This window comes from Blastococcus sp. SYSU D00922 (assembly GCF_054050495.1).
Genome location: NZ_JBJGZL010000005.1, coordinates 82,045 through 107,305, shown reverse-complemented (window position 1 = coordinate 107,305; position 25,261 = coordinate 82,045). Strand labels below are relative to the sequence as shown.

The following is a 25,261-nucleotide window of genomic DNA, read 5'->3' as shown; positions in this document are numbered from 1 at the left end:
GTCAGATTGATGGTGCACAACGTTCACGCGCTGCTCACCACACCCAGCTCGGCCGGATCTGCCATGCGCTCGGAGTGCGGGAGCACGCGCACGGTGTAACCGAAAGCACCCGTCCGCTCGAGCGGGACCGTGGCCGTGAACCAGTGCCGCGACCCGTCGGTGTGCTCGTGCGCCATCGGCACGCTGGTCACGTCGTGCAGCCCGTCGGCGTCGTCGACCCGCCCGTAGGCGGCCTGCACCTCGACGTCACCCGGCGCGAGCCCCGGCAGCTCGACCTCGGCGCGCAGCGCGAGCGTCGTCCCGATCTCCGGGGTGTCCCCCGCGCCGGTCGCCTCGACGTGCGCGACCCGCACCGACTGCCAGTTCGACAGCAGGTGCGACCGCCAGGCCGCCTCCTCGCGGGCCGGCGCGTAGCCGTCGGCGGCCATCTCGCGGGCCGAGCCGGCGGCCGGCACGTACAGCGCCTGCACGTAGTCGCGGACCATGCGGGTGGCCAGCACCTTGGGGCCGGTCTCGCGCAGCGTGTGCCGCACCATCTCCACCCAGCGCCCGGGGACACCGTCGCGGTCGCGCTCGTAGAAGCGCGGCTGCACCTGGTTCTCCAGCAGCTCGTAGATGGCCCGCGCCTCGACCTCGTCGCGGCGGTCGGGGTCGCTGACGCCGTCGGCGGTCGGGATCGCCCAGCCGTTCTGGCCGTCGAACCACTCGTCCCACCACCCGTCGCGGATGGACAGGTTGAGCCCGCCGTTGAGCGCGGCCTTCATACCCGACGTCCCGCAGGCCTCCAGCGGCCGCAGCGGGTTGTTCAGCCAGACGTCGCAGCCCCAGTACAGGTAGCGCGCCATGCCGATGTCGTAGCCCGGCAGGAACGCGATGCGGTGCCGGATCTCCGGGTCGTCGGCGAACTCGACCATCTGCTGGATGAGCTTCTTGCCGCCGTCGTCGGCCGGGTGGCTCTTGCCGGCGATGATCAGCTGGATCGGCCGCTGCGGGTCCAGCAGCAGCGCCTTGAGGCGGGCCGGGTCGCGCAGCATCAGGGTGAGCCGCTTGTAGGACGGCACGCGGCGGGCGAAGCCGATGGTGAGGACGTCGGGGTCGAAGGCGGTGTCGGTCCAGCCGACCTCGGCCTCGGTGGCGCCGCGCGAGAGCGCGGTCTCGCGCAGCCGGCGCCGCACCTCGTCGACGAGCCGGCCGCGGAGGGTGCGGCGGATCGCCCACAGGTCACCGGCCGGGATCTTGTCCACGCCGTCGAAGTGCACGGGCCCGTCGACGACCGCCGGGTCGCCCTGGCTGGTGGTCTGGGTGCCCATCTCGACCAGCTCGCGGGCGGTCCAGGTGGGGGCGTGCACGCCGTTGGTGATCGAGCCGATCGGGACGTCGGACTCGTCGAAGCCCGGCCACAGGTCGCTGAACATCCCGCGGCTGACGTGCCCGTGCAGCTCGCTGACCCCGTTGGCCCGCTGGCCCAGGCGCAGGCCCATGTGCGCCATGTTGAACTTCGACGGGTCCTCCTCGGCGCCGAGCACGAGCAGGTCGTGCAGCGGCACCCCGAAGCCGGCGAAGTAGCGCTCGATGAGCGCCTTCGGGAAGCGGTCAATGCCGGCCGGGACCGGGGTGTGCGTGGTGAACACCGTGCCGGCGCGGACGGCCTGCAGCGCCTCGGGGAACGACAGCCCGTGCGCCTCGGTCAGCTCGCGGATCCGCTCGATCCCCTGGAAGCCGGCGTGGCCCTCGTTGGCGTGGAACACCTCGGGCAGCGGGGTGTCGGTCAGGCCGCAGTAGGCGCGCAGGGCCCGGACGCCGCCGATGCCCAGCAGCATCTCCTGCCGGAGCCGGTGGTCCTCGTCGCCGCCGTAGAGGCGGTCGGTGACCAGCCGCTCCGACGGCGCGTTCTCCTCGATGTCGCTGTCGAGCAGCAGGAGGGTCACGCGGCCGACCTGGGCGCGCCACACGTGGGCGTGCAGGGTGCGCCCCTCGGGCAGCGGCACGGTGATGACCGCGGCCGTGCCGTCCGGCTCGCGCAGCAGCTTCACCGGCAGACCGTGCGGGTCCAGCGACGGGTAGTGCTCGAGCTGCCAGCCGTCGGCCGACAGGCTCTGCGCAAAGTAGCCGGCGCGGTAGAGCAGCCCCACGCCGATCAGCGGGACGCCGAGGTCGGAGGCGGCCTTGAGGTGGTCGCCAGCGAGGATGCCGAGGCCGCCGGAGTACTGCGGCAGCACCTCGGTGATGCCGAACTCCGCGGAGAAGTAGGCGATGCTCTTCGGCGCCTCGGAGCCCAGCGACTGGTACCAGCGCGGGGTCGTCAGGTACTCCTCGAGGTCGTCGACGGCGTCCTGGAGGCGGCGCACGAACCGGCGGTCCTTGGCCAGCTGGGCGAGCCGCTCGGCCGACACCTCCCCGAGCGCCCGGACCGGGTCGCCGCCGCAGGTCTGCCACAGCGAGGGGTCGAGGGTCTCGAAGAGGTCGCGGGTCTCCGGGTGCCAGGACCACCGGAGGTTCATCACGAGCTGGGACAGGGGCGTCAGGGGTTCGGGCAGCGCCGCACGGACGGTGAACCGACGAAGAGCACGCACCGGCCGAGACTAACCAGCCGACGGCGTACCGCCAGGGGTTCGCGCGAATTGCCCGACCTACCCCCCGGTACGCCCCGACGGGTGAGGTTGGTGGGGCGCGATCGGAGCCGAGGTGCTGGTGGGACGGGACCTCAGTAGCGTGGTCGGTGATGACTGGCCGCGCTGATCTCCGCCTCGGCATCTCCGATGTCGCCCCTGTCGTGTCCTGCGGGTCCTTCTCCGCCCGAGCGGTGGTCGGAGAGCACCTGCCGGTGACCGCCACCGTGTTCCGGGAGGGACACGACGCCGTCGCCGCGAACGTCGTGTGGACCGCCCCCGGTGACGACGACTCGAAGTCGCCGTTCGTCCGCATGGCGAAGCTCCCTCCGGAGCCGGACCGCTGGATCGCCACCGTCGTGCCCGACCGCGAGGGCCTCTGGACCTTCTGCGTCGAGGCGTGGAGCGACCCGCTGGCCACCTGGCGGCACGCCGTCGAGGTGAAGGTCGAGGCCGGCCAGGGCGCCGAGGAGCTGGCCAACGACCTCGAGGAGGGCGCGCGGCTGCTCGACCGCGTCGCCGCCGAGGCCGACGACGACTTCCGCGACCGGGTCAGCTCCGCGGCCGCCGCCCTGCGCGACACCACCCAGGAGCTCACCGTCCGCATCGCGCCGGCACTGGCCGCCGGCCTGCAGCGGTATCTGCACGAGCACCCGGTGCGCGAGCTCGTCACCCGCTCCCCCCGCTACGAGGTCTGGGTGGACCGGCGCGAGGCGCTCTACGGCTCCTGGTACGAGTTCTTCCCGCGGTCGGAGGGGCCGGTCGTCGGGGGGAAGCCCACGCACGGCACCTTCGCCAACGCGGCCGACCGCCTGCCCGCCATCGCCGACATGGGCTTCGACGTCGTCTACCTGCCGCCGATCCACCCGATCGGCACGGTCAACCGCAAGGGCCCGAACTCGACGCAGTTCCCCGGCGGCAACCCGCACGAGATCGGCCCGGACGACGTCGGCTCCCCGTGGGCCATCGGCAGCGCCGAGGGCGGTCACGACGCCGTGCACCCCCAGCTCGGCACGATGGAGGACTTCCGCGCCTTCGTCGCGCGGACCCGCGAGCTCGGCATGGAGGTCGCGCTGGACTTCGCCCTCCAGGCGGCGCCGGACCACCCGTGGGTCGAGGCGCACCCGGAGTGGTTCACCACCAAGCCCGACGGCACGATCGCCTACGCGGAGAACCCGCCGAAGAAGTACCAGGACATCTACCCGATCAACTTCGACAACGACCCCGAGGGCATCTACGCCGAGTGCCTCCGGGTCATCCGGGTGTGGGTCGAGGCCGGGGTCAAGATCTTCCGCGTCGACAACCCGCACACCAAGCCGCTGAACTTCTGGCACTGGCTGATCTGGGAGGTCAAGAAGACCGACCCCGACGTGCTGTTCCTCGCCGAGGCGTTCACGCGACCGGCGATGATGCACCAGCTGGCGCGCATCGGGTTCACGCAGTCCTACACGTACTTCACGTGGCGGACCGAGCGCGGCGAGCTCGAGGACTACGGCCGCGAGCTGGCCAGCAACGCGCACTACATGCGGCCGAACTTCTTCGTGAACACCCCGGACATCCTCCACGAGTCGCTGCAGTTCGGCGGCCCGCCGATGTTCAAGATCCGTGCGGTGCTCGCGTCGATGATGAGCCCCACCTGGGGCGTCTACTCGGGCTTCGAGCTGTTCGAGCACGTGGCGGTGAAGCCGGGCAGCGAGGAGTACCTCGACAGCGAGAAGTACAAGCTGCGCCCCCGCGACTGGGACGCCGCCGAGGCCTCCGGGCGGAGCCTCGCGCCCTACCTGCGCCGGCTCAACGAGATCCGCCGGGCCCACCCGGCGCTCCAGCAGCTGCGCACGCTGCACTTCCACTCGGTCGACAACCCGAACCTGATCTGCTTCTCGAAGACCGATCCCGGGTCGCAGGACGCCGTCCTCGTGGTGGTCAACCTGTCCAGCCACAACACCCAGATCGGGACGACGGCCCTGGACCTCCCCGTCCTCGGCCTGGACTGGCACGAGCGGTTCGGCGTCACCGACGAGCTCACCGGCGCCCACTACGACTGGGGCCAGTTCAACTACCTGGAGCTGGACCCCTACCGGGAGCCGGCCCACGTCTTCGCGGTCACCCTGCCGCGGCCGGTGCAGTTCCCGCCGCCGGTCGCCTGAACCGACTTCCCCCTGACCGCCCGCGAACCGAACGAGGTCTGTCCCAAGCGATGACCGTTCCCGTCCCCGACTTCCCCGACTCCCGCTCCGCGCTCCCCCCGCCCGGGACCGACCCCGAGTGGTACAAGCGCGCGGTCTTCTACGAGGTCCTCGTCCGGGGCTTCGCCGACAGCAACGCCGACGGCATCGGCGACCTGCGCGGCATGATCGACAAGCTGGACTACCTGCAGTGGCTCGGCGTCGACTGCCTGTGGCTGCCGCCGTTCTTCGCCTCCCCGCTGCGCGACGGCGGCTACGACGTCAGCGACTACACCGCGGTGCTGCCGGAGTTCGGCGACATCGAGGACTTCCGGGAGTTCCTGACCGAGGCGCACGCGCGCGGCATGCGCGTGATCATCGACTTCGTCATGAACCACACCTCGGACCAGCACCCGTGGTTCCAGGCCAGCCGCAGCGACCCCGAGGGGCCCTACGGCGACTTCTACGTGTGGTCCGACGACGACACGAAGTACGCCGACGCCCGCATCATCTTCGTCGACACCGAGAGCTCGAACTGGACGTTCGACCCGGTGCGCAAGCAGTACTTCTGGCACCGCTTCTTCTCCCACCAGCCGGACCTCAACTTCGAGAACCCGCGGGTGCAGGAGGCGATCATCGACGCCCTGCGCTTCTGGCTGGACCTGGGCATCGACGGCTTCCGGCTCGACGCCGTGCCCTACCTCTACGAGGAGGAGGGCACCAACTGCGAGAACCTGCCCAAGACGCACGAGTTCCTCAAGCAGGTCCGCAAGGTCGTCGACGCCGACTACCCCGACCGCGTGCTGCTCTGCGAGGCCAACCAGTGGCCGGCCGACGTCGTCGAGTACTTCGGCGAGGACGGCGACGAGTGCCAGATGGCCTTCCACTTCCCGGTCATGCCGCGCCTGTTCATGGCCGTCCGCCGGGAACAGCGGTTCCCGATCTCGGAGATCATGGCGCAGACGCCGGACATCCCCGACAACTGCCAGTGGGGCGTCTTCCTCCGCAACCACGACGAGCTCACGCTCGAGATGGTCACCGACGAGGAACGCGACTACATGTGGGACGAGTACGCCAAGGACCCCCGCATGAAGGCCAACATCGGCATCCGCCGGCGGCTGGCCCCGCTGCTGGACAACGACGTCAACACCCTCGAGCTGTTCAACGCGCTGCTGCTGTCGCTGCCCGGCTCGCCGGTCCTCTACTACGGGGACGAGATCGGCATGGGCGACAACATCTGGCTCGGTGACCGCGACGGCGTCCGGACGCCGATGCAGTGGACCCCCGACCGCAACGGCGGGTTCTCCACCGCCGACCCGCAGCGGATGTACCTGCCGCTCAACCAGGACCCGGTGTACGGCTACCAGGTCACCAACGTCGAGTCGCAGCTGCGCAACACGACGTCGCTGCTGCACTGGATCCGCCGGATGATCCAGGTCCGCAACGAGCACCCGACGTTCGGCCTGGGCAGCTTCGAGGAGGTCGGCTCGCGCAACCCGACGGTGCTGTCGTTCGTCCGCAAGTTCGGCGACGACGTGGTGCTGTGCGTGAACAACCTGTCCCGGTTCCCGCAGCCGGTCGAGCTCGACCTCCGGCAGTTCGAGGGCTACACCCCGATCGAGCTGACCGGGCGGGTGGAGTTCCCGCAGATCGGCGTCCTGCCGTACATGCTCACCCTCGCCGGGCACGGCTTCTACTGGTTCGAGCTGAGCAAGCCGGTCCCCGAGCCGACCGCCGACGAGCACGAGGACTGGGAGAGCGCGACCTCGAGCTCCGTGGCCGACACCCTGCTGGCCGCGGGGGTGGTCAGCGCGGCCGAGGAGACCCCCGGCGACAACCTCCCCGACGACAGCGCACCGGGATCGGGAGACGACCGATGAAGGCCCTGACCGAGCTGTTCCGCGAGTGGATGCCGCACCAGCGCTGGTTCGGCAGCAAGGGCCGCGAGTGGGCCGACGTCACCGAGGACGGCTTCTTCCTCGACCGCGGCACCCCCGTGGTGTCGGTGCACCGGGTCCGCGTGAGCTACACCGACGGCACGCGGGAGACCTACCTGGTGCCGCTGTCCTGGCGGGACCACCCGGCCGAGGAGCTGGAGTCGGCGTTCGTCGGCGCGGTCGCCAACGACGGCCGCGAGACCTACGCCTACGACGCGATGCGCGACCGCGAGGCCACGACCCCGTGGCTCATCCACCTGGTCAACGCCTCGACGGTCGGGCCGATGCACTTCCACCCGGCGGGCGTCGCCTACATCCCGGAGGGCCTGCCCGGCGACATCGTCTCGGGCGAGCAGAGCAACACCTCCCTGATCTACGGGCAGGAGGCGATCCTCAAGCTGTTCCGGCGGCTCGAGCCCGGCCTCAACCCCGACGTCGAGGTGCACGCCGCGCTGCGCGAGACGGAGAACGAGCACATCGCCCCGCTGCTCGGGCACATCGAGATCGACGACCCCGACGGGGACACCCCTCCGGCCACGGTCGCGATGCTGCAGACCTTCGTGCCGAACGCCAGCGACGGCTGGCGGCTGGCCACGGCGAGCGTCCGCGACCTCTACGCCGAGGGCGACCTGCACGCCGACGAGGTCGGTGGCGACTTCGCCGCCGACAGCGAGCGGCTCGGGGCGGCCACGGCGTCGGTGCACGCCGACATGGCGCGCGTCCTGCCCAGCGAGCCGGCCGGCGAGGACTGGTACGCCGCGACGGCCGCCCAGATGAACGAGCGGCTCGACGCCGCGATCGAGGTTGTCCCGCAGCTGGCCGAGCACGCCGACGGGCTGCGCGCCCTCTACGCCGCGGTGGCCGAGAGCCGGGAGCCCGTCGTCCGGCAGCGGGTGCACGGCGACCTGCACCTCGGCCAGGTGCTGCGCACGGCCACCGGGTGGATCGTCCTCGACTTCGAGGGTGAGCCGGCCCGGTCGCTGGCCAGCCGCCGGGAGCTCGACAGCCCGCTCCGCGACGTCGCCGGCATGCTGCGCAGCTTCGACTACGCGGCCCGGCACATGCTGGTCGAGCAGCCCGACGACGCGCAGCGCGCCTACCGGGCGCAGGAGTGGGCGGCCCGCAACCGCGCGGCCTACTGCGCCGGTTACTCCGCCGCCAGCGGGCTGGACCCGTGCGGGGAGTCACCACTCCTTCGGGCGTTCGAGGCGGACAAAGCGGTTTACGAGTGCGTCTACGAGGCACGGAACCGTCCGCACTGGCTGATGATCCCGCTCAATTCCCTGTCGCGACTCACCAGCGCTCAGTGACCCCAGCACCGAAGAGGACGGCGAGACGATGACGACCGACGACAGCGGCCCGGTGGCCGACAAGGACGATCTGCAGCGTGCCGTCGAGGAGCGGGTGGCTGCCGTGGAGGCCGCCGCCGGCACCGAACCCGTCGTGAACGCCGAGCCGGCGAAGAAGGCGGCCCGCAAGACGGCGGCCAAGAAGGCGCCGGCGGCGAAGAAGACGACGGCCGCGAAGACCACGGCGGCCAAGAAGACGGCCGCTGCCAAGGCGCCGGCCGCGAAGAAGACGGCGGCCAAGCGGACGACGGCGAAGAAGGCGGCGCCGGCCCAGCTCGAGGAGCGACCCGACGCGGTCAACCGGCCCGACGAGGGCCCTGCCGAGGAGACGACGGCGACCCCCGTCGTCGCACCGGCTCCCATCGCCGAGCCCGGTGACGGCACGGGCGCCCCGGCGCCCCAGCCGGAGCCGCCGAGCCCCGACCCCGCCGAGCCGAGCACGCCGCAGGCTCCCGAGGACAGCACCGGCCAGGACGCCGCCGCGGTCCCCGCCGCCGATGCGGGTGGCAGCGCGCCGGCCGGTGGCACGGGCAGCGTGGAGACCCGCCAGGTCAGCGACGAGGAGCTGCGCGCGATCGTCGAGGGCTGGTCGCACGACCCGCACGGGATCCTCGGCGCGCACGAGGACGGCGCCGGCTGGGTCGTGCGGACGCTGCGCCCGGACGCCGTCTCGGTCGCGGTCGTCGACGAGGACGGCACCCGGTACGAGGCCCGGCAGCTGCACGCTGGAGGCATCTACGAGGCTCAGCTGCCGCAGCAGCCCGGGGACTACCGCGTCGAGGTCGTCTACCCGGACGGCCAGGGCGGGCAGAACACGTTCACCGTCGACGACCCCTACCGCTGGATGCCGACCCTGGGGCCGCTCGACGAGCACCTGATCCGCGAGGGCCGGCACGAGCGGCTCTACGACGTGCTCGGTGCGCACGTCCGGCGCTACGACACCCCGCGGGGCACCGTCGAGGGCGTCTCCTTCGCCGTCTGGGCGCCCGCCGCCCGGGGTGTGAAGGTCACCGGCGACTTCGACTACTGGGAGGCGCGCGCCTACCCGATGCGCTCGCTCGGTTCCTCCGGTGTCTGGGAGATCTTCATCCCCGGCGTCCAGGTGGGCAGCCGCTACCGCTACCACGTGCTCGGGGCCGACGGCGCCTGGCGGGAGAAGTCGGACCCGCTGGCCTTCGCCACCGAGGTGCCACCGCTCAACGCCTCCGTCGTCACCGAGTCCACCTACGAGTGGAACGACGACGCCTGGCTGACCGAGCGGGCCGCGGGGGGCTGGCACGAGCGGCCGATGAGCGTCTACGAGGTGCACGCCGGCTCGTGGCGCCAGGGGCTCTCCTACCGCGAGCTGGCCGACGAGCTCGTCGACTACGTCGTGGCGGCGGGCTTCACCCACATCGAGTTCATGCCGCTGGCCGAGCACCCGTTCGGCGGCTCGTGGGGCTACCAGGTCACCTCGTACTACGCCCCCACCGCGCGCTACGGCAGCCCGGACGACCTGCGCTACCTGATCGACCGCGCCCACCAGGCCGGCATCGGCGTCATCGTCGACTGGGTGCCCGCCCACTTCCCGAAGGACGAGTGGGCGCTGGCCCGCTTCGACGGCACCCCGCTCTACGAGCACGGTGACCCGCGGCGCGGCGAGCAGCTGGACTGGGGCACCTACGTCTTCGACTTCGGCCGCTCCGAGGTGCGCAACTTCCTCGTCGCCAACGCCCTGTACTGGGCCAAGGAGTTCCACGTCGACGGCATCCGGGTCGACGCCGTCGCCTCGATGCTCTACCTCGACTACTCGCGGACCGAGTGGCTGCCCAACCAGTACGGCGGCCGGGAGAACCTGGAGGCGGTGGCGTTCCTGCAGGAGATGAACGCGACCGTCTACCGGGAGGTGCCGGGCGTCGTCACCATCGCCGAGGAGTCGACGGCGTGGCCGGGCGTCACCCGCCCCACCCACCTGGGCGGCCTCGGCTTCGGCTTCAAGTGGAACATGGGCTGGATGCACGACTCGCTCGCCTACGTGGAGCGCGAGCCGATCTACCGCAGCTACCACCACGGCCAGCTGACGTTCTCGATGATGTACGCGTACTCGGAGAACTACGTCCTGCCGATCAGCCACGACGAGGTCGTCTACGGCAAGGGCTCGATGCTCCGGAAGATGCCCGGCGACCGCTGGCAGCAGCTGGCCAACCTGCGCGCCTACCTGGCCTACATGTGGGCGCACCCCGGCAAGCAGCTGCTGTTCATGGGCTCGGAGTTCGCGCAGGACTCGGAGTGGGCCGAGAGCCGTTCGCTGGACTGGTGGCACCTCGACGACCCGGCGCACCGCGGGATCCTGCAGCTGGTCACCGACCTGAACGGCCGCTACAAGGAGCTGGACGCCCTGTGGTCGCAGGACGTCGACCCGGCCGGCTTCCAGTGGATCGACGCGAACGACGCCAGCGGGAACGTGCTGTCGTTCCTCCGGTACGGCAAGCCCGCGAAGGAGGGCGCCGAGGCGTCCGACCCGGCCGCCGGCTCGGCGCTGGCCTGCGTCGTCAACTTCTCGGGCTCCCCGCACCACGGCTACCGGATCGGCCTGCCGCGGGGCGGCTACTGGCGCGAGGTGCTCAACACCGACGCCGAGGGCTACGGCGGGTCGGGCGTCGGGAACCTGGGCGGCGTCGAGGCCGAGGAGACGCCGTGGCACGGGCAGCCGTACTCGGCGACCGTGGCCGCTCCCCCGCTCGGCACCGTCTGGCTGCTGCACGAAGGCTGATCCGGCGGCGGGCTCTCCGGCGTCGGCGCGCCGGAGAGCCCCGCGGAGTCCGCTGACCAGGCATCCTGGTGCGGCTGCCGTTGGTCCGGGCCGCAGCCGGCCCACCTCACAGGGGGAACCAGTCGCCGATGACGCCGGTCCTGCGCCGTGTCCTGCCCGCCGCCCTCGGCGTCCTGCTGCTCACCGGTTGCGCCACCGAGGTCGTCACCGGCCAGGCGTCGCCGGGAGCCGGTGAGCCGGTCGACGTCGCGGCCGACGACTTCCCGATCACCGGGGTCAGCGACGAGCCGATCGACCGGTTCGCCCGCAACGCGCTGGCCGACCTCAACACGTTCTGGAGCGACGCCTACCCCGAGTTCTTCGACGACGAGTTCACGCCGCTGGAGGGCGGCTACTTCTCCGTCGACTCCGAGGCCGTCGACGAGGGCGCCTACCCGGAGACCGGCATCGGCTGCGACGGCTCGCCCACCTCTCCAGAGGAGGTCGCGGGCAACGCGTTCTACGACCCCACCTGCGACCTGATCGCGTACGACCGGGCGCTGCTCGAGGAGCTGGCGACCGACTACGGGCGCTTCCTCGTCCCGGTCGTGATGGCGCACGAGTTCGGCCACGCCATGCAGGGGCGGTTCGGCTTCTCCGAGCGCGGCATCCAAGACGAGACCCAGGCCGACTGCCTCGCCGGCGCCTGGACGTCGTGGGTGGCCGCAGGCGAGGCGGAGCACGTCTCGATCCGGACGCCGGACCTCGACGACGTCATCCGCGGGTTCCTGCTGCTGCGCGACGACGTCGGCAGCGACCCGGACGACACCCAGGCGCACGGCTCCTACTTCGACCGCGTCTCGGCCTTCTACGAGGGCTTCGACGGCGGTGTCGAGCCGTGCCGCGACCGCTTCGGCCCCGACCGGCTGTTCACCGCGGCCGAGTTCGACCGGCCCGAGGACTACGCCAGCCAGGGCAACGCCCCGTTCGAGGACGCCGTCGACTTCATCTCGGCCACGCTCCCGCTGTTCTACGGCGAGGTGTTCCCTGCGGCGTTCGGCACCGAGTTCGAGCCTCCGGCGATCGAGGGCTTCCAGGGGACGGCCCCTGACTGCGAGGGCCTCGAGGACCGCGACCTGGGCTACTGCCCCGAGGACTCCACCGTCTACGTCGACGAGACCGACCTCGCGACGCCCGCCTACGACGACATCGGCGACTTCGCCCTCACCACGGCGATCTCCCTGCCGTACTCGCTGGCGGTCCGCGACCAGGCCGGTCTCTCGATCGATGACGGCGCGGCGACCCGCTCGGCCGTCTGCCTCACCGGCTGGTACGAGGCCCAGTGGTTCAACCGGCAGTTCGAGGAGTACGCAGTCATCAGCCCCGGCGACATCGACGAGGCGGTGCAGTTCCTCCTCACCTACGGGGTGGACCCAGAGGTGTTCCCGAACACCGACGCGTCGGGATTCGAGCTGGTGGGAGCCTTCCGCACCGGCTTCCTCGAGGGCGGCGAGGCCTGCGACCTGGAGGGCTGACGCCCGCGCGTGACCCGGTCGGCGTTTGCGTGGGCACCGGAACGCCGATGCACCCGTCATGGCCCGACCGCTGCGGCACCGCGTGCTGCCCGCCGTCCTGGCGCTCGCGACCGCCTGCCTGAGCGGCTGCGCCACGGTGGTGATCGGCCAGCCCGGCCGCGTCGAGCCACCCGTCCGCGACACCACCAGCGGAGAGGTGACCGTCCAGGGCGCCACCGACGAGCCGGTCGACATCCTCGCCAGGAACGCCCTCGCCGACCTCGAGGTCTTCTGGTCGCAGCAGCTGCCCGACACCTTCGGGCAGCAGTTCCAGCCGATCCAGGGCGGCTACTTCAGCGTCGACCCCGGTGACGTCGACCCGGCGGAGTACCCGCAGGGGGTGGGCTGCGGGGCGCAGCCGCTCGAGGTCGAGAACAACGCCTTCTACTGCCAGTCCCCGAACACGGCCAACAGCGACTCGATCACCTACGACCGCGCCTTCCTGGCGGAGCTCGCCGACCAGTTCGGCCGGTTCATCCCGGCGCTGGTGATGGCGCACGAGTTCGGTCACGCCGTCCAGGCGCGGGTCGGCCTGCCGGAGACCTCGATCGCCACCGAGACCCAGGCCGACTGCCTCGCCGGTGCCTGGACCCGCTGGGTCGCCGAGGGCGAGGCCGAGCACTCGGACCTGCAGGCGCCGGAGCTCGACGAGCTGCTGCGGGGCTACTTCCAGCTGCGCGATCCGGTGGGGACCAGCTCGGCGGCGGAGTCGGCGCACGGCTCCTACTTCGACCGGGCGTCGGCCTTCCAGGAGGGCTTCGACGACGGGCCGGCGGCCTGCCGGGACCGCTTCGGCCCCGAGCGCGTGTTCACCCAGGGCCGGTTCACGTCCGACGTCGACTTCGAGCGGCAGGGCAACGCGCCGTACGACGACCTCATCGGCTACGTCGAGGGCGCCCTGCCCACCTTCTGGGAGCGCGCCTTCTCCGAGGTCTTCGACGAGCGCTTCGACCCGCCCCCGGTGGAGGCGTTCCAGGGGACGGCGCCGGACTGCGCGCCCGCCGACCGCGACCTCGTCTACTGCGCGGACGGCAACGTCGTGGGGTACGACGAGCGGGACCTCACCCGCGAGGCCTACGAGATCGGCGACTTCGCGGTGGCCACCGCGATCTCGATCCCCTACGCCCTGGGCGCCCGCGACCAGCTGGGCCTCGACCCGGCCGACCCCGACGCCCTGCGGTCCGCCGTCTGCCTGACCGGCTGGTTCAGCGCGCAGGTCTACAACCAGCAGATCCCCGACCTGCTGATCTCCCCCGGCGACCTCGACGAGAGCGTGCTCTTCCTGCTCGAGTACGGCGTGCAGCCCGACGTCCTGGGTGCCGCCGACCTGTCCGGCTTCCAGCTGGTCGACGTCTTCCGCAACGGCTTCGTCGAGGGCGTCACCGCCTGCGACGTCGGGGTCTGAGCCTCAGAAGAGCGCGGCCATGAGCTGGCGGCGGGCCGCGCCGACGCGCGGGTCCTCGTCGCCGACGACCGCGAACAGCTCCACCAGGTGCGTGCGCGCCCGGTCGCGGTCCTCGCCCGCGGTGCGCCGGACGACGTCGAGCAGCCGGTCGAACGCGGCCTCGATGTTGCCGGTCCCGAGGAGGAAGTCGGCCGCCCGCGTCTGGGCCTCGACGTCCTCGGGCGCGGCGTCCGCCGTGGCCAGCGCATCCGGGCCGGCCTCGTCGGCCCGGCGGAACAGCTGCACCTGCCGCAGGGCCAGCGCGGCCTCGGGGTGGTCGGGCTCCGCGTCGAGGATCGCCTGGTAGGCGGCCTCGGCGGCGACCAGGTCACCGCGCTCGAGCGCCGCCTCCGCGGCGTCCAGCCGCGGGTCCTCCGCCACGGTCTCCTCGCCGTCGGCGCCGGGGACCGCACCACCGGTCGTCGCGCGCACCAGCTCGGTCACGAACTGACGGGCTTGCTCCTCCGGGATGGCCCCGGTGAACTCCGCGACCAGCTGCCCCTGCCAGACCGCCTTCACCGCCGGGATGCCCTGGACCCGCAGGCCCTGGGCCAGCGCGGGGTTGGCGTCCACGTCGACCTTGGCCAGCACCCAGGACCCGCCGCCCTCGGCGGCCAGCCGCTCCAGCACCGGGGAGAGCTGCTTGCAGGGCCCGCACCACTCCGCCCACAGGTCGAGGACGACCGGCACCTGGAAGGAGCGGTCGAGCACCTCGGTCTGGAACGTCGCCTCGGTGACGTCGACGACGGCCGAACCGGGGGCTCCCGTCGGCGCCTCGGCGCTCGGCGGCGGTGCTGCCGCGGCACGCGCGGCGGCCTCGGACCGGGCCTTGACGGCGGCCAGGTCGACGGCGCCGGACATGGCCGCCGCCAGCTGGGCCTGCTGAGCGGCAGCTCGAGGGTCGGGACGTCCGGGACGGGTGGGCTGCATGCCAGTCATGATCCCACCGCGTCCCCGGGCGTGTCGGGGCGGTCAGCTCCTCGGCCGGTGACGGTCGAACTCCACCACCTGCTGGAAGGTCGGCCGGTTCTGCCAGTCGATGGCCCGCACGCCGACCACGCCCGTCGCCACCGAGCGGATGTCGTCGATGTGCTTGTCGTAGGTCAGGTCCCGCACGGACGACACCCCCTGCTCGGCCAGCACCCGGTCGACCGTGGCCCGCAGCGAGGCCCGCAGGTCCTCCTGGCACGCGGTCGCGTCGCCGCCCCCGCAGTAGGAGCGGGACCAGTCGCCGTCGCCGCCGAGGTCCTCGACGGCCAGTTCCCGGACGACGTAGCCGTACCAGGCCACGTTGTTCCAGGCGGATCCGAGCCCCTGACGCGGGTGGTCGTCGAGCCGCTGCGGCAGCTCGGTGACGAGGTCGCCCAGCGTGCCGCGCAGGAGCTCGTGCGCCACCGACTGCACCGTGCCGTCGTCGGCGGTCGTCTCCCACCAGGCGTCGAACAGCGCGACCGCCGCCTGGTCCTGGTAGGCGCCGTCCCGGTCGGAGTCGAGCCGGTGCGCGCCGCCGGAGACCCAGTCACGCAGCAGCGCCACCGCCTCGGCCAGCTCCTGGTCGTCGCCGATGGCGTCGAGGAGGTGGGGCAGCGTGTAGAAGGCCCGGGAGTCGACGGTGGCGGCGTCCTGGACGGCGGCGACCAGGTCGGTCGTCGTCACCCCACCGCCGTCGGCCAGCGCCCCCACCCGGTCGGAAAGCGCAAGGCTGCGCTGGACCGGTCCCCAGCCCCAGCCGTCGTCGGCCGCCGCCCAGCCGGGTGCCGGCTGGTTGTTCCACGACACGAGGTAGCCCGACGGCGGGTTGACCTGCTGCGGGTGGTCGTCGGCGCCCAGCCAGCCCTGCCACGCGTACTCGTCACCGGCCCAGCGCGGCAGGTGCGGGTCGGTCCCCTCCGCGCGGACCGGCAGCCGGCCCGACGAGAAGTACGCGATGTCGCGGTCGTCGGCGTAGAACCAGTTGAACGTGTAGTCGATGGCCGCGGCCGCCCGCTGGAAGCCGGCCGCGTCGGAGGTCGCCTCCGGGTCGCCGAAGCGCTCGAAGCCGATGACCGAGTCGAGCTCGCGGTGGTAGGTGGTCCGCTGGGTCACGATGCCGACCGGCTCGCCGTCCACGGTGGTACGCAGCTGCACGATGCCGTCGTCGGTGCGCAGGACGAGCATCTTCAGCACCTGGGGCGCCCCGGCCCCGCCGACCGTCGGGGTCGCGACCTCCTCGTGCACGTGCCGGTCCATCGGCACGCAGCGGTCGCCGTCCAGCCAGCCCTCCGACTCGACGGTCGCCTCGCCGCCGTCGGGGTCGCAGAGGCGGACGACGACGGTGTCGACGTTGTCGCTGTTCGCGCTGGTGGCCGACCAGGCGTAGTCGACGCCACGGCCCAGCTGCACCACGAGGTTCGTGCCGGCGAACGAGACGCCCCGTGCGCTGATCCCCGGAGCGACGACGGCCTGCTCGGTCAGCAGCTGGGGCGCGTAGTAGCCGGTCTGCGGGCCGAACACGGTGACCGGGTGGCCGTCGGCGGTGCGGTCACCGGAGACCAGCGCCGCGTTGCTCATGCCGTCCGCCACCGCGGCCAGGTCGATGGTCCCGAACGGCGTGGTCACGGCCATCGGCGCCGGGTCGAGCCGGCCCGAGAGCGAGCCGAGCGACGGCAGCGGGAGCCCGCCCCCGCCCGCGTCGGACCCGGTGCCCGGGGCGGTCGGGCCGTCGAGGTCGGGCAGGGCGACGCCGGGCTTCGTCGGGTCGACCGGCCCGCCGCCGTACGGCGCCGCGATGGACGACGTCGTCGGGGCGTGCGCGTCGTCGGCGGAGCGCAGGTCGTCGAAGATCCGCCGTCCCTCCTCGGGCCCGAACTGCTGCTCGAGCTGCTGGAGCCAGCGGGCGTTGGCGAACTCCGCTCCCCCGCCCTTGCCGAAGATGCCGCCGACCAGGGAGGCGATGTAGACGACGTCCGCGCGGTCCCAGGGCTCGGGCACCCGCTGGAGGGCGAGGTACTCGGCCGGGCACTCCGGGCCGAGCACCAGGCCCGGGCACATCTGCTCCTGCGCGGCGTTGATGCCGGCGATGAAGGCGTCGAAGGCGGCGAGCAGCCGCCGCCCCTCCTCGCCGAAGCGCTCGGCGACCTCCTCGACCTGCGCCTCGGCCTCCTCCTCGGTGTAGAACGCCGAGCGCAGCTGCTCCTGGTCCATCGCGATGTTGGCCTCGCTGGGGCCGAGGAACTCCGCGGCGCGGGCGGCGCCGACGTGCCGGAGGACGTCCATCAGGAACATCCGGTCCTGCGTGCCGGCATACCCGGAACCGAACGCGGCGTCCTCCCGCGTCTCGCCCTCGATGTAGGGCACGCCGTAGCCGTCGCGGCGGATGGCGACGCCGTCCCGGGGCCGCTCGACGCTGACCGCCTCGTCGTCGGTCAGCGTGAGCGGGGCGTCCTTGTAGTAGGCCGGGAGGTCCTCCTCGGTCAGCGCGGAGAGGTCGGCCGCGTTGAGGGCGTCGTACATCTCGAGCTGGTCGGCGAAGTTGTCCGGCGCGTTCTGCCCGTCGACCGCGGCCCGCCCGAGCGGGTCACCGAGCACCGCCCCGACGGTGCCGGGGACGTCCATGGAGCCGCGCTGCCCTGGTGGCAGCACGTTGCGGACCGAGCCGTAGTCCTCGTGCTGCGGAGCGGGGGTCGCACCGGCCGGGGTGGCCAGGCCGGACACGGCCAGCCCGGTGACGAGCACGAGCGATGTGGGCAGGGCGGGCAACCGCACGACGACCTCCGGGATCCGGGAGAAGTGCCGTGCGGAACGAGCGAAGTTACCGGTGAGTTACGTCACCGGCCCATGCGGAACGAGGAAGGTCAGAACCGGGCCGGTTCGGTGTAGCTCCCCCACTCCGCGCGCAGCGCGTCGCAGATCTCGCCGAGCGTCGCCTCCGCCCGGACGGCGTCGAGCATGGCCGGGACCATGTTGGCGTCGGTCCGCGAGACCTCGACCATCCGCGCGACCGCGGCACGGGCGGCGTCGTCGTCCCGCTGCCGCCGCCGGCCGGCCAGCTCGGCCTTCTGGTCGATCTCGACCTGGTGGCTGACCCGGAGGATGTCCAGCTTGTCGTGGGCCTCCACGGAGCCGGTGAGCGTGTTGACGCCGACGACCTTCTTGTCGCCCTTCTCCAAGGCGCGCTGGTAGACGAAGGCGGCCTCGGCGATCTCGCCGGTGAACCAGCCGTCCTCGATGCCGCGGAGGATCCCGCTGGTCATCGTGCCGTCGGTGCCCATGTCCTTGATGCGGGCGAAGATCTCCTCGGCCTGCCGCTCCAGCTCGTCGGTGAGCGCCTCGACGTACCAGGAGCCACCGAGCGGGTCGGCCACGTTCATGACCCCGGTCTCCTCGGCGATCACCTGCTGGGTGCGCAGCGCGATCTGGGCCGCCTTGGCGCTGGGCAGGGCGAGGACCTCGTCGAGCGCGTTGGTGTGCAGGCTCTGGGTGCCCCCGAGCACGGCCGAGAGCGCCTCGATCGCCGTCCGGACGATGTTGTTGTCGGGCTGCTGGGCGGTGAGGCTGACGCCGGCCGTCTGGGTGTGGAAGCGCAGCTGCTGGGCCTTCTCCGTGGTGGCGCCGTAGACGTCGCGCAGCCAGCGGGCCCAGATCCGGCGGGCGGCGCGGAACTTCGCGATCTCCTCGAAGAAGTCGATGTGCGCGTCGAAGAAGAAGCTCAGCCCGGGCGCGAACTGCTCGATGTCGAGACCACGGGACAGCCCGAGCTCCACGTACGCGAAGCCGTCGGCCAGCGTGTAGGCCAGCTCCTGCGCGGCGGTCGAGCCGGCCTCGCGGATGTGGTAGCCGGAGACGCTGATCGGCTTGTAGGCCGGGATGTTCTCGGCGCAGTACTCCATGAGGTCGCCGATGAGGCGCAGGTGCGGCTCGGGGGCGAACAGCCACTCCTTCTGCGCGATGTACTCCTTGAAGATGTCGGTCTGCAGGGTGCCGTTGAGCTTCCCGAGGTCGACACCCTGCCGCTCGGCCGCGACCAGGTACATGCAGAACACCGGGACGGCGGGGCCGCTGATCGTCATCGACGTCGTCGTCCCGTCGAGCGGGATGCCGTCGAAGAGCACGTCCATGTCGGCGGCGCTGTCGATCGCGACGCCGCAGTGACCGACCTCGCCCAGGCTGCGCGGGTCGTCGGAGTCGCGGCCCATGAGGGTGGGCATGTCGAAGGCGACGGAGAGGCCGCCACCGCCCTCGGCCAGGATCATCCGGTAGCGCTCGTTGGTCTGCCTGGCGTTGCCGAACCCGGCGAACTGGCGGATGGTCCACGCCCGCCCCCGGTAGCCCGTGGCGTGCAGCCCGCGGGTGAACGGGAACTCCCCCGGATAGCCGATCCGCTCGAAGTCCTCGACGGCCGACTCGTCAGCGGGCCCGTAGACGGGGGCCACCTCGACGCCCGACAGGGTCGTGAAGTCGGCGTCGCGCACCCTGCCCGCGGCCAGCGCCGCGTCGTACCGCTGCTGCCACCGCTGCCCGGCATCGGTTCCCATGGCCAGATAGTAGGACGTCCAACTATCTGGCGTCGATCATCCGGCGGGGGTGGCGTCCCCTGCCACGTCCCCGGCGCCCAGCCGCACCCGGCGCAGGACCTCGAAGAGCGTGGCGCGCTCGTCCTCGGGCAGGTCGGCGAGGCCGAAGTCGAGATCGGTGAGCGCCTTCGTGGCCACCTCGACGACGTCCCGGCCGGCGTCGGTGATCCCGGCCAGGACCCCGCGGCCGTCGTCCGGGTTGGGACGCCGGCGCACGTAGCCGGCGGCCACCAGCCGGTCGATCGCGTTCGTGACGCTCGTCGGGTGCACCATCAGCCGGCTGCCGATCACCTTGAGCGGCAGCTCGCCCGTGCGGCTGAACGTGAGCAGGACCAGGACCTCGTAGCGGGCGAAGGTCAGCGCGTGCGGCTTGAGGACCTCGTCGAACCGAGCGAGCAGGATCTGCTGGACGCGGAAGACGCTCGTCGCGGCCCGCATGGCCGAGGCCGGGCCGAACCGCTGCTCCCACGTCCGACCGGCCCGCTCGATCGGGTCGAAGGGCAGCCCCAGCGGTCGCACCATGCGGAGAACGCTACCGGTGCCGCAGGGGCGCTCCCGCCGCCGAGTGGTGGGTTGCCGTCGTCATCGGCCCCGGATGACGACAGCAACCCGACAGCCGGGGCGCGAAGCGTGACCCGGTCCACATCCAGGCCCGTATTCCCGCAGCTGGCGCGAGATGTCGCCGAGTCGACGACTCGACATGGCGACTCCGCTGTTGTGGTCGCCATGATCGCTTCGTACGGTCGAGATGCCGGCCGGGTGGTCGTCGCCCGACGAGGGTGGCCCCGGTCCCGGTACCGCCGCAGTCCCGGAGCGGTGCGCCCACGAGGGCCCGTCCGGTGAGCGAGCGCGATCAGCTCCCAGCCCCCAGCGCAGGTGTGCTGCGCCGTGCCCGCGGCGGGCGAACGGAAGGAGAGCTCCCACCCGTGGGAACCACTCAGCCGACCCTGGACGCCTACCGACTCCGCAGCACCGGCCACCGCCCCCTCCGCCGGCTCGGCGCGGGCCTGCTCACCGGTGCCGCCGCCTCGCTGACGATCGTGCTGTCGCCGGTCACCGCCACGGCCGCCGAGCCCACGCCGGCGGCGACGAGCTCCACCGCGCCGACCGCCGCCGCGCAGACCGCGATCGACACCGCACGGGCCCAGGTCGGCAAGCCGTACGAGTACGGCGGCAGCGGCCCCGACAGCTACGACTGCTCGGGCCTGACCAGCTACGCCTACCGCTCGGCCGGGATCGAGCTGCCGCGGCGGAGCGCCGACCAGGCGAACGTGGGCACCCCGGTCGCCCGCGCCGACCTGCAGCCCGGTGACCTCGTCTTCTACTACGAGCCGATCAGCCACGTCGGCATCTACGTGGGCGACAACCAGATCGTCCACGCTGGCACCGAGTCGACCGGCGTCGAGTACACGACCGTCGACATGGAGGGCTACAACACCGCCCGCCGCATCGCCTGAGTCCCGCTGCGCCCCCCTCAGCGCACAGCGGGGCGCAGCGGCGGGACCTCCCGCACGCCGAACACCTCGCGCAGGGCCACCCGCGCGGCGTTGTCACCGCACTGGCCGTGGACGGCGGGCCCCGGCGGGGTCGCGGCGGACGCGAGGTAGACGCCCTTCACCGGCGTCTTGTAGGTGTTCCAGCGCGGCACCGGGCGGGCCAGCATCTGCCGCAGGGTCGCCTGGCCGTTGGAGATGTCGCCGCCGAGGTAGCTCGGGTTCCACTGCTCCATCGCGACGGCGTTCTTCGTGTACCGCTCGACCACCGTGTCCCGGAACCCGGGCGCGAACCGCTCGATCTGGTTCTCGATGGCCTCGGTCATGTCGACGTCGGCCCCGTGGGGCACGTGCACGTACGCCCAGAAGATGTGCCCGCCCTCGGGCGCCCGCGTCGGGTCGGGGACGGTCGGCTGGACGGCGAGCACGTAGGGCTTGTCGGTGATCCGGCCCTCGTTGGGCGCCCGCTCCCCGGCGATGGTCTCGTCGAGGTTCCCCGCGACGTGGATGGTGCCCGCCCGGCGGACGTCGGGGTTGGTCCACGGCACCGGCTCCGACAGGATCCAGTCGATCTTGAACACGCCGGCGCCGTGCTTGTACCGCCGCACCCACCGGCGGTAGCCCTCGTTCACCCGGTCCCCAGCCATGCCCACGAACGCCTCCGGGGTGGTGTTGAGCAGCACCGCGGGAACACCGTCGAACTCGCGCAGGTCGGTGACGTGGTGCCCGGTGACCACCTCGCCGCCCTGCTCCTCGAGCGCCCGGACCATGGCATCGGCGAGCTTCTGCGACCCGCCCTCGATCAGCGGCCAGCCGGCGTGGTGGGACAGCATCGTCAGGAGCATCCCGAGCGCCGAGGTCAGCGGCTGGGTCAGGTCGAGCATCCCGTGCGCAGCGGCACCGCCCAGCAGGGCCTGCGCCTCCTCGGTGTCGAAGTACCGGTGGGCCAGCCACCGCACGTTGGGCAGCCCGTTGAGCCCGAAGTGGGCGATCTGCAGCGGGCTGCGGGTGGGCAGCCGGCGCAGCTTGCTGGTCAGGAAGAAGTCGACGACGTCGGTGCCGTGCTCGACCAGCGGTCCGAACAGCCGCCGGTACGCGGCGGCGTCCTCCCCGAGCCTCGCGGCGGTGTCCTCGAGCGAGCGCATCGAGATCGAGGCCCGCCCGCCGTCCAGCGGATGGGCGTAGTTGACCTCCGGCTGGACCAGCCGCACGCCCCGGCTCTCCGGGTCGAACTCCCGGAAGAACGGCGCGGCGGCGGCCATCGGCTGCACGATCGAGCAGACGTCGTGGAAGTAGCCGGGGCGCATCAGCTCCTCGGTGCGCATCCCGCCGCCCGGGCGCTCGGCCGCCTCGACGACCTGGACCCGCAGGCCCGCCGCGGAGAGGCGCAGGGCGGCGGCCAGCCCGTTCGGCCCCGCTCCGACGACGACGGCGTCAGCCTTGCCGTTCAACGTTGTAGCCCGTTCACCCACCCATCCTCGCGGTGCGGCGACGGACCTGCGCGTTCAGAGCTGGTCGAGCAGCTCGTCCGCGGCGCGGTAGGGGTCGGTCTCCCCCGCGACGACCCGGTCGGCCAGCGCCCCCAGCGCCGCCGAGCCGTGGACGTCGCCCATGCGCTCGCGCAGCGACGCCAGCGCGATGGCCTCGATCTCGCGCGCGGCCCGCTCGGTGCGCCGCCGCTGCCCCTCGCCGGAGGACTCCAGCCACTCGCGGTGCGCCTCGATCTTCTCCAGCACCTGGTCGACGCCGTTGTCGGTGTCGCGGCTGGCGACTGTCTTCACGATCGGCGGCCGCCAGTGCCCGGCCGCGGAGTGCCGGCCGCCCAGCGACAGCATGTAGCGGAGATCGCGCACCGTCTGGTCCGCGCCGTCCCGGTCGGCCTTGTTCACCACGAAGACGTCGGCGACCTCGAGGATCCCGGCCTTCGCCGCCTGGATGCCGTCGCCCATCCCGGGGGCCACGAGCACCAGCGTGGTGTCGGCCAGCGAGGCGATCTCGAGCTCCGACTGGCCGACGCCGACCGTCTCGATGAGGACGACGTCGCAGCCGGCGGCGTCGAGGACGCGCAGCGCCTGGGGGGTCGCCCAGGAGAGCCCGCCCAGGTGCCCGCGGGAGGCCATGGAGCGGATGTAGACGCCGCTATCGCCGGCGTGGTCCTGCATCCGTACCCGGTCGCCCAGCAGGGCGCCGCCGGAGAAGGGGGACGACGGGTCGACCGCGAGCACGCCGACCCGCTTGCCGGCCGCCCGCAGCGCGCGCACGAGCGCCGTCGTCGACGTCGACTTGCCGACGCCCGGCGAGCCGGTCAGGCCCAGCACCTGGGCGTGGCCCGTGTGGGGCGCCAGCGCCGCCGCCACCTCGCGCAGCGCGGGGCTGGCGTCCTCGACGAGCGAGATCAGCCGCGCCACCGAGCGGGCGTCGCCCTCGCGGGCGCGCTCGACGAGGGTCGGGACGTCAGCGGCACGGCGCCCCCGCCGCCCGGTCGGGGCGGCGGGGGCGTCCGTCTGGACGGCGAGTCCGTCCGAAGTCACGCCTTGGCGGGCACGTGCAGGATCAGGGCGTCGCCCTGGCCACCGCCGCCGCACAGGGCCGCGGCGCCGACGCCGCCACCGCGACGACGGAGCTCGAGCGCCAGGTCGAGCACGATGCGCGCACCGCTCATCCCGACCGGGTGGCCGAGGGCGATGGCGCCGCCGTTGGGGTTGACCTTCTCCGGGTCGATGCCGAGCTCGCGGGTGGAGACGATGCCGACCGCGGCGAAGGCCTCGTTCAGCTCGACGACGTCGAGGTCCTTGGGGTCGATGCCCTCGCGGGCGCAGGCCTTCTGGATGGCCCGCGACGGCTGGCTCTGCAGCGTGGCGTCCGGACCGGCGACGACGCCGTGCGCGCCGATCTCGGCGAGCACCGTGCAGCCGAGCTCGGCGGCCTTCTCGGCGCTCATGACCACGACCGCGCAGGCGCCGTCCGAGATCTGCGACGCGGTGCCGGCGGTGATCGTGCCGTCCTTCGCGAAGGCGGGCTTGAGCTTCGAGAGGCTCTCGGCCGTCGTGTCCGGCCGGATGCCCTCGTCCTCCTTGAACTCGATCGGGTCGCCCTTGCGCTGCGGGATGAGGACCGGGGTGACCTCCTCGTCGAAGATCCCGTTCTTCCACGCCCGGGCGGCCTTCTGGTGGCTGGCCGCGGCGAACTCGTCCTGCTCCTCGCGGGTCAGGTCGTAGCGGCTGTTGGCCTGCTCGGTCAGGACGCCCATGGCCACCTGGTCGAAGGTGTCGGACAGGCCGTCGTGCGCCATGGCGTCGACGAGCTTGGTGTCGCCGTACTTCGTGCCGGTGCGGGAGTTGGCCAGCAGGTGCGGCGCCTGGGTCATCGACTCCATGCCGCCGGCGACGACGACGTCGAACTCGCCGGCGCGGATCAGCTGGTCGGCCAGGGCGATCGCGTCGAGGCCGGAGAGGCAGACCTTGTTCAGCGTGAACGACGGCACCGACATCGGGATGCCGCCGGCGACCGCGGCGGGCCGGGCCGGGTTCTGGCCGGCGCCGGCCTGGATGACCTGGCCCATGATCACGTAGTCGACCTGGTCGCCGGAGATGCCGGCCCGCTCGAGCGCCGCCTTGATGGCGACGCCGCCGAGGTCGGCCGCGGAGAAGTCCTTCAGCGAGCCGAGCAGCCGGCCCATGGGCGTACGGGCGCCGCTGACGATGACGGAGCGGGACATTGCTGCCTCCAGTACCGGGCCGCCGCCGTTGGCGGCCGTGTCGTGTGCAGATCTGTGGCATGAGGATAGGGCGCCCTGAGCAACGAGCCACCCCGCGTCCGGGCTCGTCCACCCGGGGGTGAACCCCGCCACATCGATGTGACGTCTGAGACGTCTGGCGGCAGGATGCCCCGCGTGACCAACGAGACGCGTGCCGGGCTGCCCGGCGAGCTGTTCACGACGATCGACCACGTCGGCATCGCCGTCCCGGACCTGGACGAGGCCATCGCCTTCTACGCGCAGGCCTTCGGTGTCCAGTCGGTGCACGAGGAGACCAACGAGGAGCAGGGGGTCCGCGAGGCCATGCTCGCCGTGGGCAACGGGGACACGCGGATCCAGCTGCTGGCGCCGCTCACGCCCGAGTCGACGATCGCGAAGTTCATCGGGCGGTCCGGCCCGGGCCTGCAGCAGCTGGCCTTCCGGGTGGAGGACGTCGAGGCCGTTAGCGCGACCCTGCGCGAGCGGGGCCTGCGCCTGCTCTACGACGAGCCCAAGCGCGGCACGGCCGACAGCCGGGTCAACTTCATCCACCCGAAGGACGCCGGGGGCGTGCTCGTGGAGCTCGTCCAGCCCGCCGCTGGGCACTGACAATTACTCACCAGTAACATCCGCTCGACGCACCGCCCTACCGAGCCGACGAAGACCCGGGA

Annotated in this window: 16 protein-coding genes; 8 read left to right on the top strand and 8 right to left on the bottom strand. The window is 72.3% G+C overall.

Annotated features, from left to right (window positions below):
* Window positions 1-23: 23 nt before the first annotated feature.
* The gene (glgP, locus tag ACI78T_RS09450) at window positions 24-2,573 is read right to left on the bottom strand and encodes an alpha-glucan family phosphorylase (protein WP_456557839.1); all 2,550 of its coding nucleotides are present in this window, start codon (window positions 2,571-2,573) and stop codon (window positions 24-26) included.
* Between the two features lie 149 nt (window positions 2,574-2,722).
* On the opposite strand from glgP, the gene ACI78T_RS09445 reads away from it, so the two are divergent.
* The 6 genes from ACI78T_RS09445 (at window position 2,723) to ACI78T_RS09420 (ending at window position 13,770) form a co-directional block, all read left to right on the top strand.
* A complete protein-coding gene (locus ACI78T_RS09445) occupies window positions 2,723-4,756 on the top strand; it encodes a maltotransferase domain-containing protein (protein WP_456557838.1) in 2,034 nt (677 codons plus the stop codon).
* 50 nt (window positions 4,757-4,806) lie between these two features.
* Complete coding sequence (gene treS, locus ACI78T_RS09440; RefSeq protein ID WP_456557837.1) at window positions 4,807-6,654, top strand: maltose alpha-D-glucosyltransferase; 1,848 nt, start codon at window positions 4,807-4,809, stop codon at window positions 6,652-6,654.
* Entirely contained in the window at window positions 6,651-8,021 is a 1,371-nt protein-coding gene (locus tag ACI78T_RS09435) for a maltokinase N-terminal cap-like domain-containing protein (protein WP_456557836.1), read from the top strand. Before treS ends, ACI78T_RS09435 begins: the two co-directional genes overlap by 4 nt.
* A gap of 28 nt (window positions 8,022-8,049) precedes the next feature.
* Window positions 8,050-10,812, top strand: a complete 2,763-nt coding sequence (glgB, locus tag ACI78T_RS09430) for a 1,4-alpha-glucan branching protein GlgB (protein ID WP_456557835.1) — start codon at window positions 8,050-8,052, stop codon at window positions 10,810-10,812.
* Between the two features lie 128 nt (window positions 10,813-10,940).
* Window positions 10,941-12,326, top strand: a complete 1,386-nt coding sequence (locus ACI78T_RS09425) for a neutral zinc metallopeptidase (protein WP_456557834.1) — start codon at window positions 10,941-10,943, stop codon at window positions 12,324-12,326.
* A gap of 58 nt (window positions 12,327-12,384) precedes the next feature.
* Entirely contained in the window at window positions 12,385-13,770 is a 1,386-nt protein-coding gene (locus ACI78T_RS09420) for a neutral zinc metallopeptidase (RefSeq protein ID WP_456557833.1), read from the top strand.
* 3 nt (window positions 13,771-13,773) lie between these two features.
* Here ACI78T_RS09420 and ACI78T_RS09415 read toward each other — a convergent pair whose 3' ends face one another.
* The 4 genes from ACI78T_RS09415 to ACI78T_RS09400 form a co-directional block, all read right to left on the bottom strand.
* Window positions 13,774-14,748, bottom strand: a complete 975-nt coding sequence (locus ACI78T_RS09415) for a tetratricopeptide repeat protein (RefSeq protein ID WP_456557832.1) — start codon at window positions 14,746-14,748, stop codon at window positions 13,774-13,776.
* 33 nt (window positions 14,749-14,781) lie between these two features.
* Window positions 14,782-17,553 carry a penicillin acylase family protein gene (locus ACI78T_RS09410; RefSeq protein WP_456557831.1) on the bottom strand — a complete coding sequence of 924 codons (2,772 nt, stop codon included), beginning with the start codon at window positions 17,551-17,553 and terminating at the stop codon, window positions 14,782-14,784.
* Between the two features lie 89 nt (window positions 17,554-17,642).
* Window positions 17,643-19,322: an acyl-CoA mutase large subunit family protein gene (locus ACI78T_RS09405; protein ID WP_456557830.1), complete on the bottom strand. Its 1,680-nt coding sequence runs from the start codon at window positions 19,320-19,322 to the stop codon at window positions 17,643-17,645.
* A gap of 36 nt (window positions 19,323-19,358) precedes the next feature.
* On the bottom strand, window positions 19,359-19,883 hold the full coding sequence (locus tag ACI78T_RS09400) for a MarR family winged helix-turn-helix transcriptional regulator (RefSeq protein WP_456557829.1): 525 nt from the start codon (window positions 19,881-19,883) through the stop codon (window positions 19,359-19,361).
* Between the two features lie 404 nt (window positions 19,884-20,287).
* Here ACI78T_RS09400 and ACI78T_RS09395 point away from each other — a divergent pair, with 404 nt between their 5' ends.
* Window positions 20,288-20,818, top strand: coding sequence for a C40 family peptidase (locus ACI78T_RS09395; protein WP_456557828.1), 531 nt, complete (start codon window positions 20,288-20,290; stop codon window positions 20,816-20,818).
* Between the two features lie 17 nt (window positions 20,819-20,835).
* Here the strand turns inward: ACI78T_RS09395 and ACI78T_RS09390 are convergent, their stop codons facing one another.
* The 3 genes from ACI78T_RS09390 to ACI78T_RS09380 are packed head-to-tail and all read right to left on the bottom strand — an operon-like array spanning window position 20,836 to window position 24,572.
* Window positions 20,836-22,305: a phytoene desaturase family protein gene (locus ACI78T_RS09390; protein ID WP_456557827.1), complete on the bottom strand. Its 1,470-nt coding sequence runs from the start codon at window positions 22,303-22,305 to the stop codon at window positions 20,836-20,838.
* A gap of 54 nt (window positions 22,306-22,359) precedes the next feature.
* Entirely contained in the window at window positions 22,360-23,385 is a 1,026-nt protein-coding gene (meaB, locus tag ACI78T_RS09385; RefSeq protein ID WP_456557826.1) for a methylmalonyl Co-A mutase-associated GTPase MeaB, read from the bottom strand.
* Window positions 23,382-24,572, bottom strand: a complete 1,191-nt coding sequence (locus tag ACI78T_RS09380; RefSeq protein ID WP_456557825.1) for an acetyl-CoA C-acetyltransferase — start codon at window positions 24,570-24,572, stop codon at window positions 23,382-23,384. The genes meaB and ACI78T_RS09380 overlap by 4 nt, the downstream gene beginning before the upstream one ends.
* Window positions 24,573-24,746: 174 nt before the next feature.
* Here ACI78T_RS09380 and mce point away from each other — a divergent pair, with 174 nt between their 5' ends.
* Window positions 24,747-25,199, top strand: a complete 453-nt coding sequence (gene mce / locus ACI78T_RS09375; RefSeq protein ID WP_456557824.1) for a methylmalonyl-CoA epimerase — start codon at window positions 24,747-24,749, stop codon at window positions 25,197-25,199.
* Window positions 25,200-25,261 lie beyond the last annotated feature (62 nt).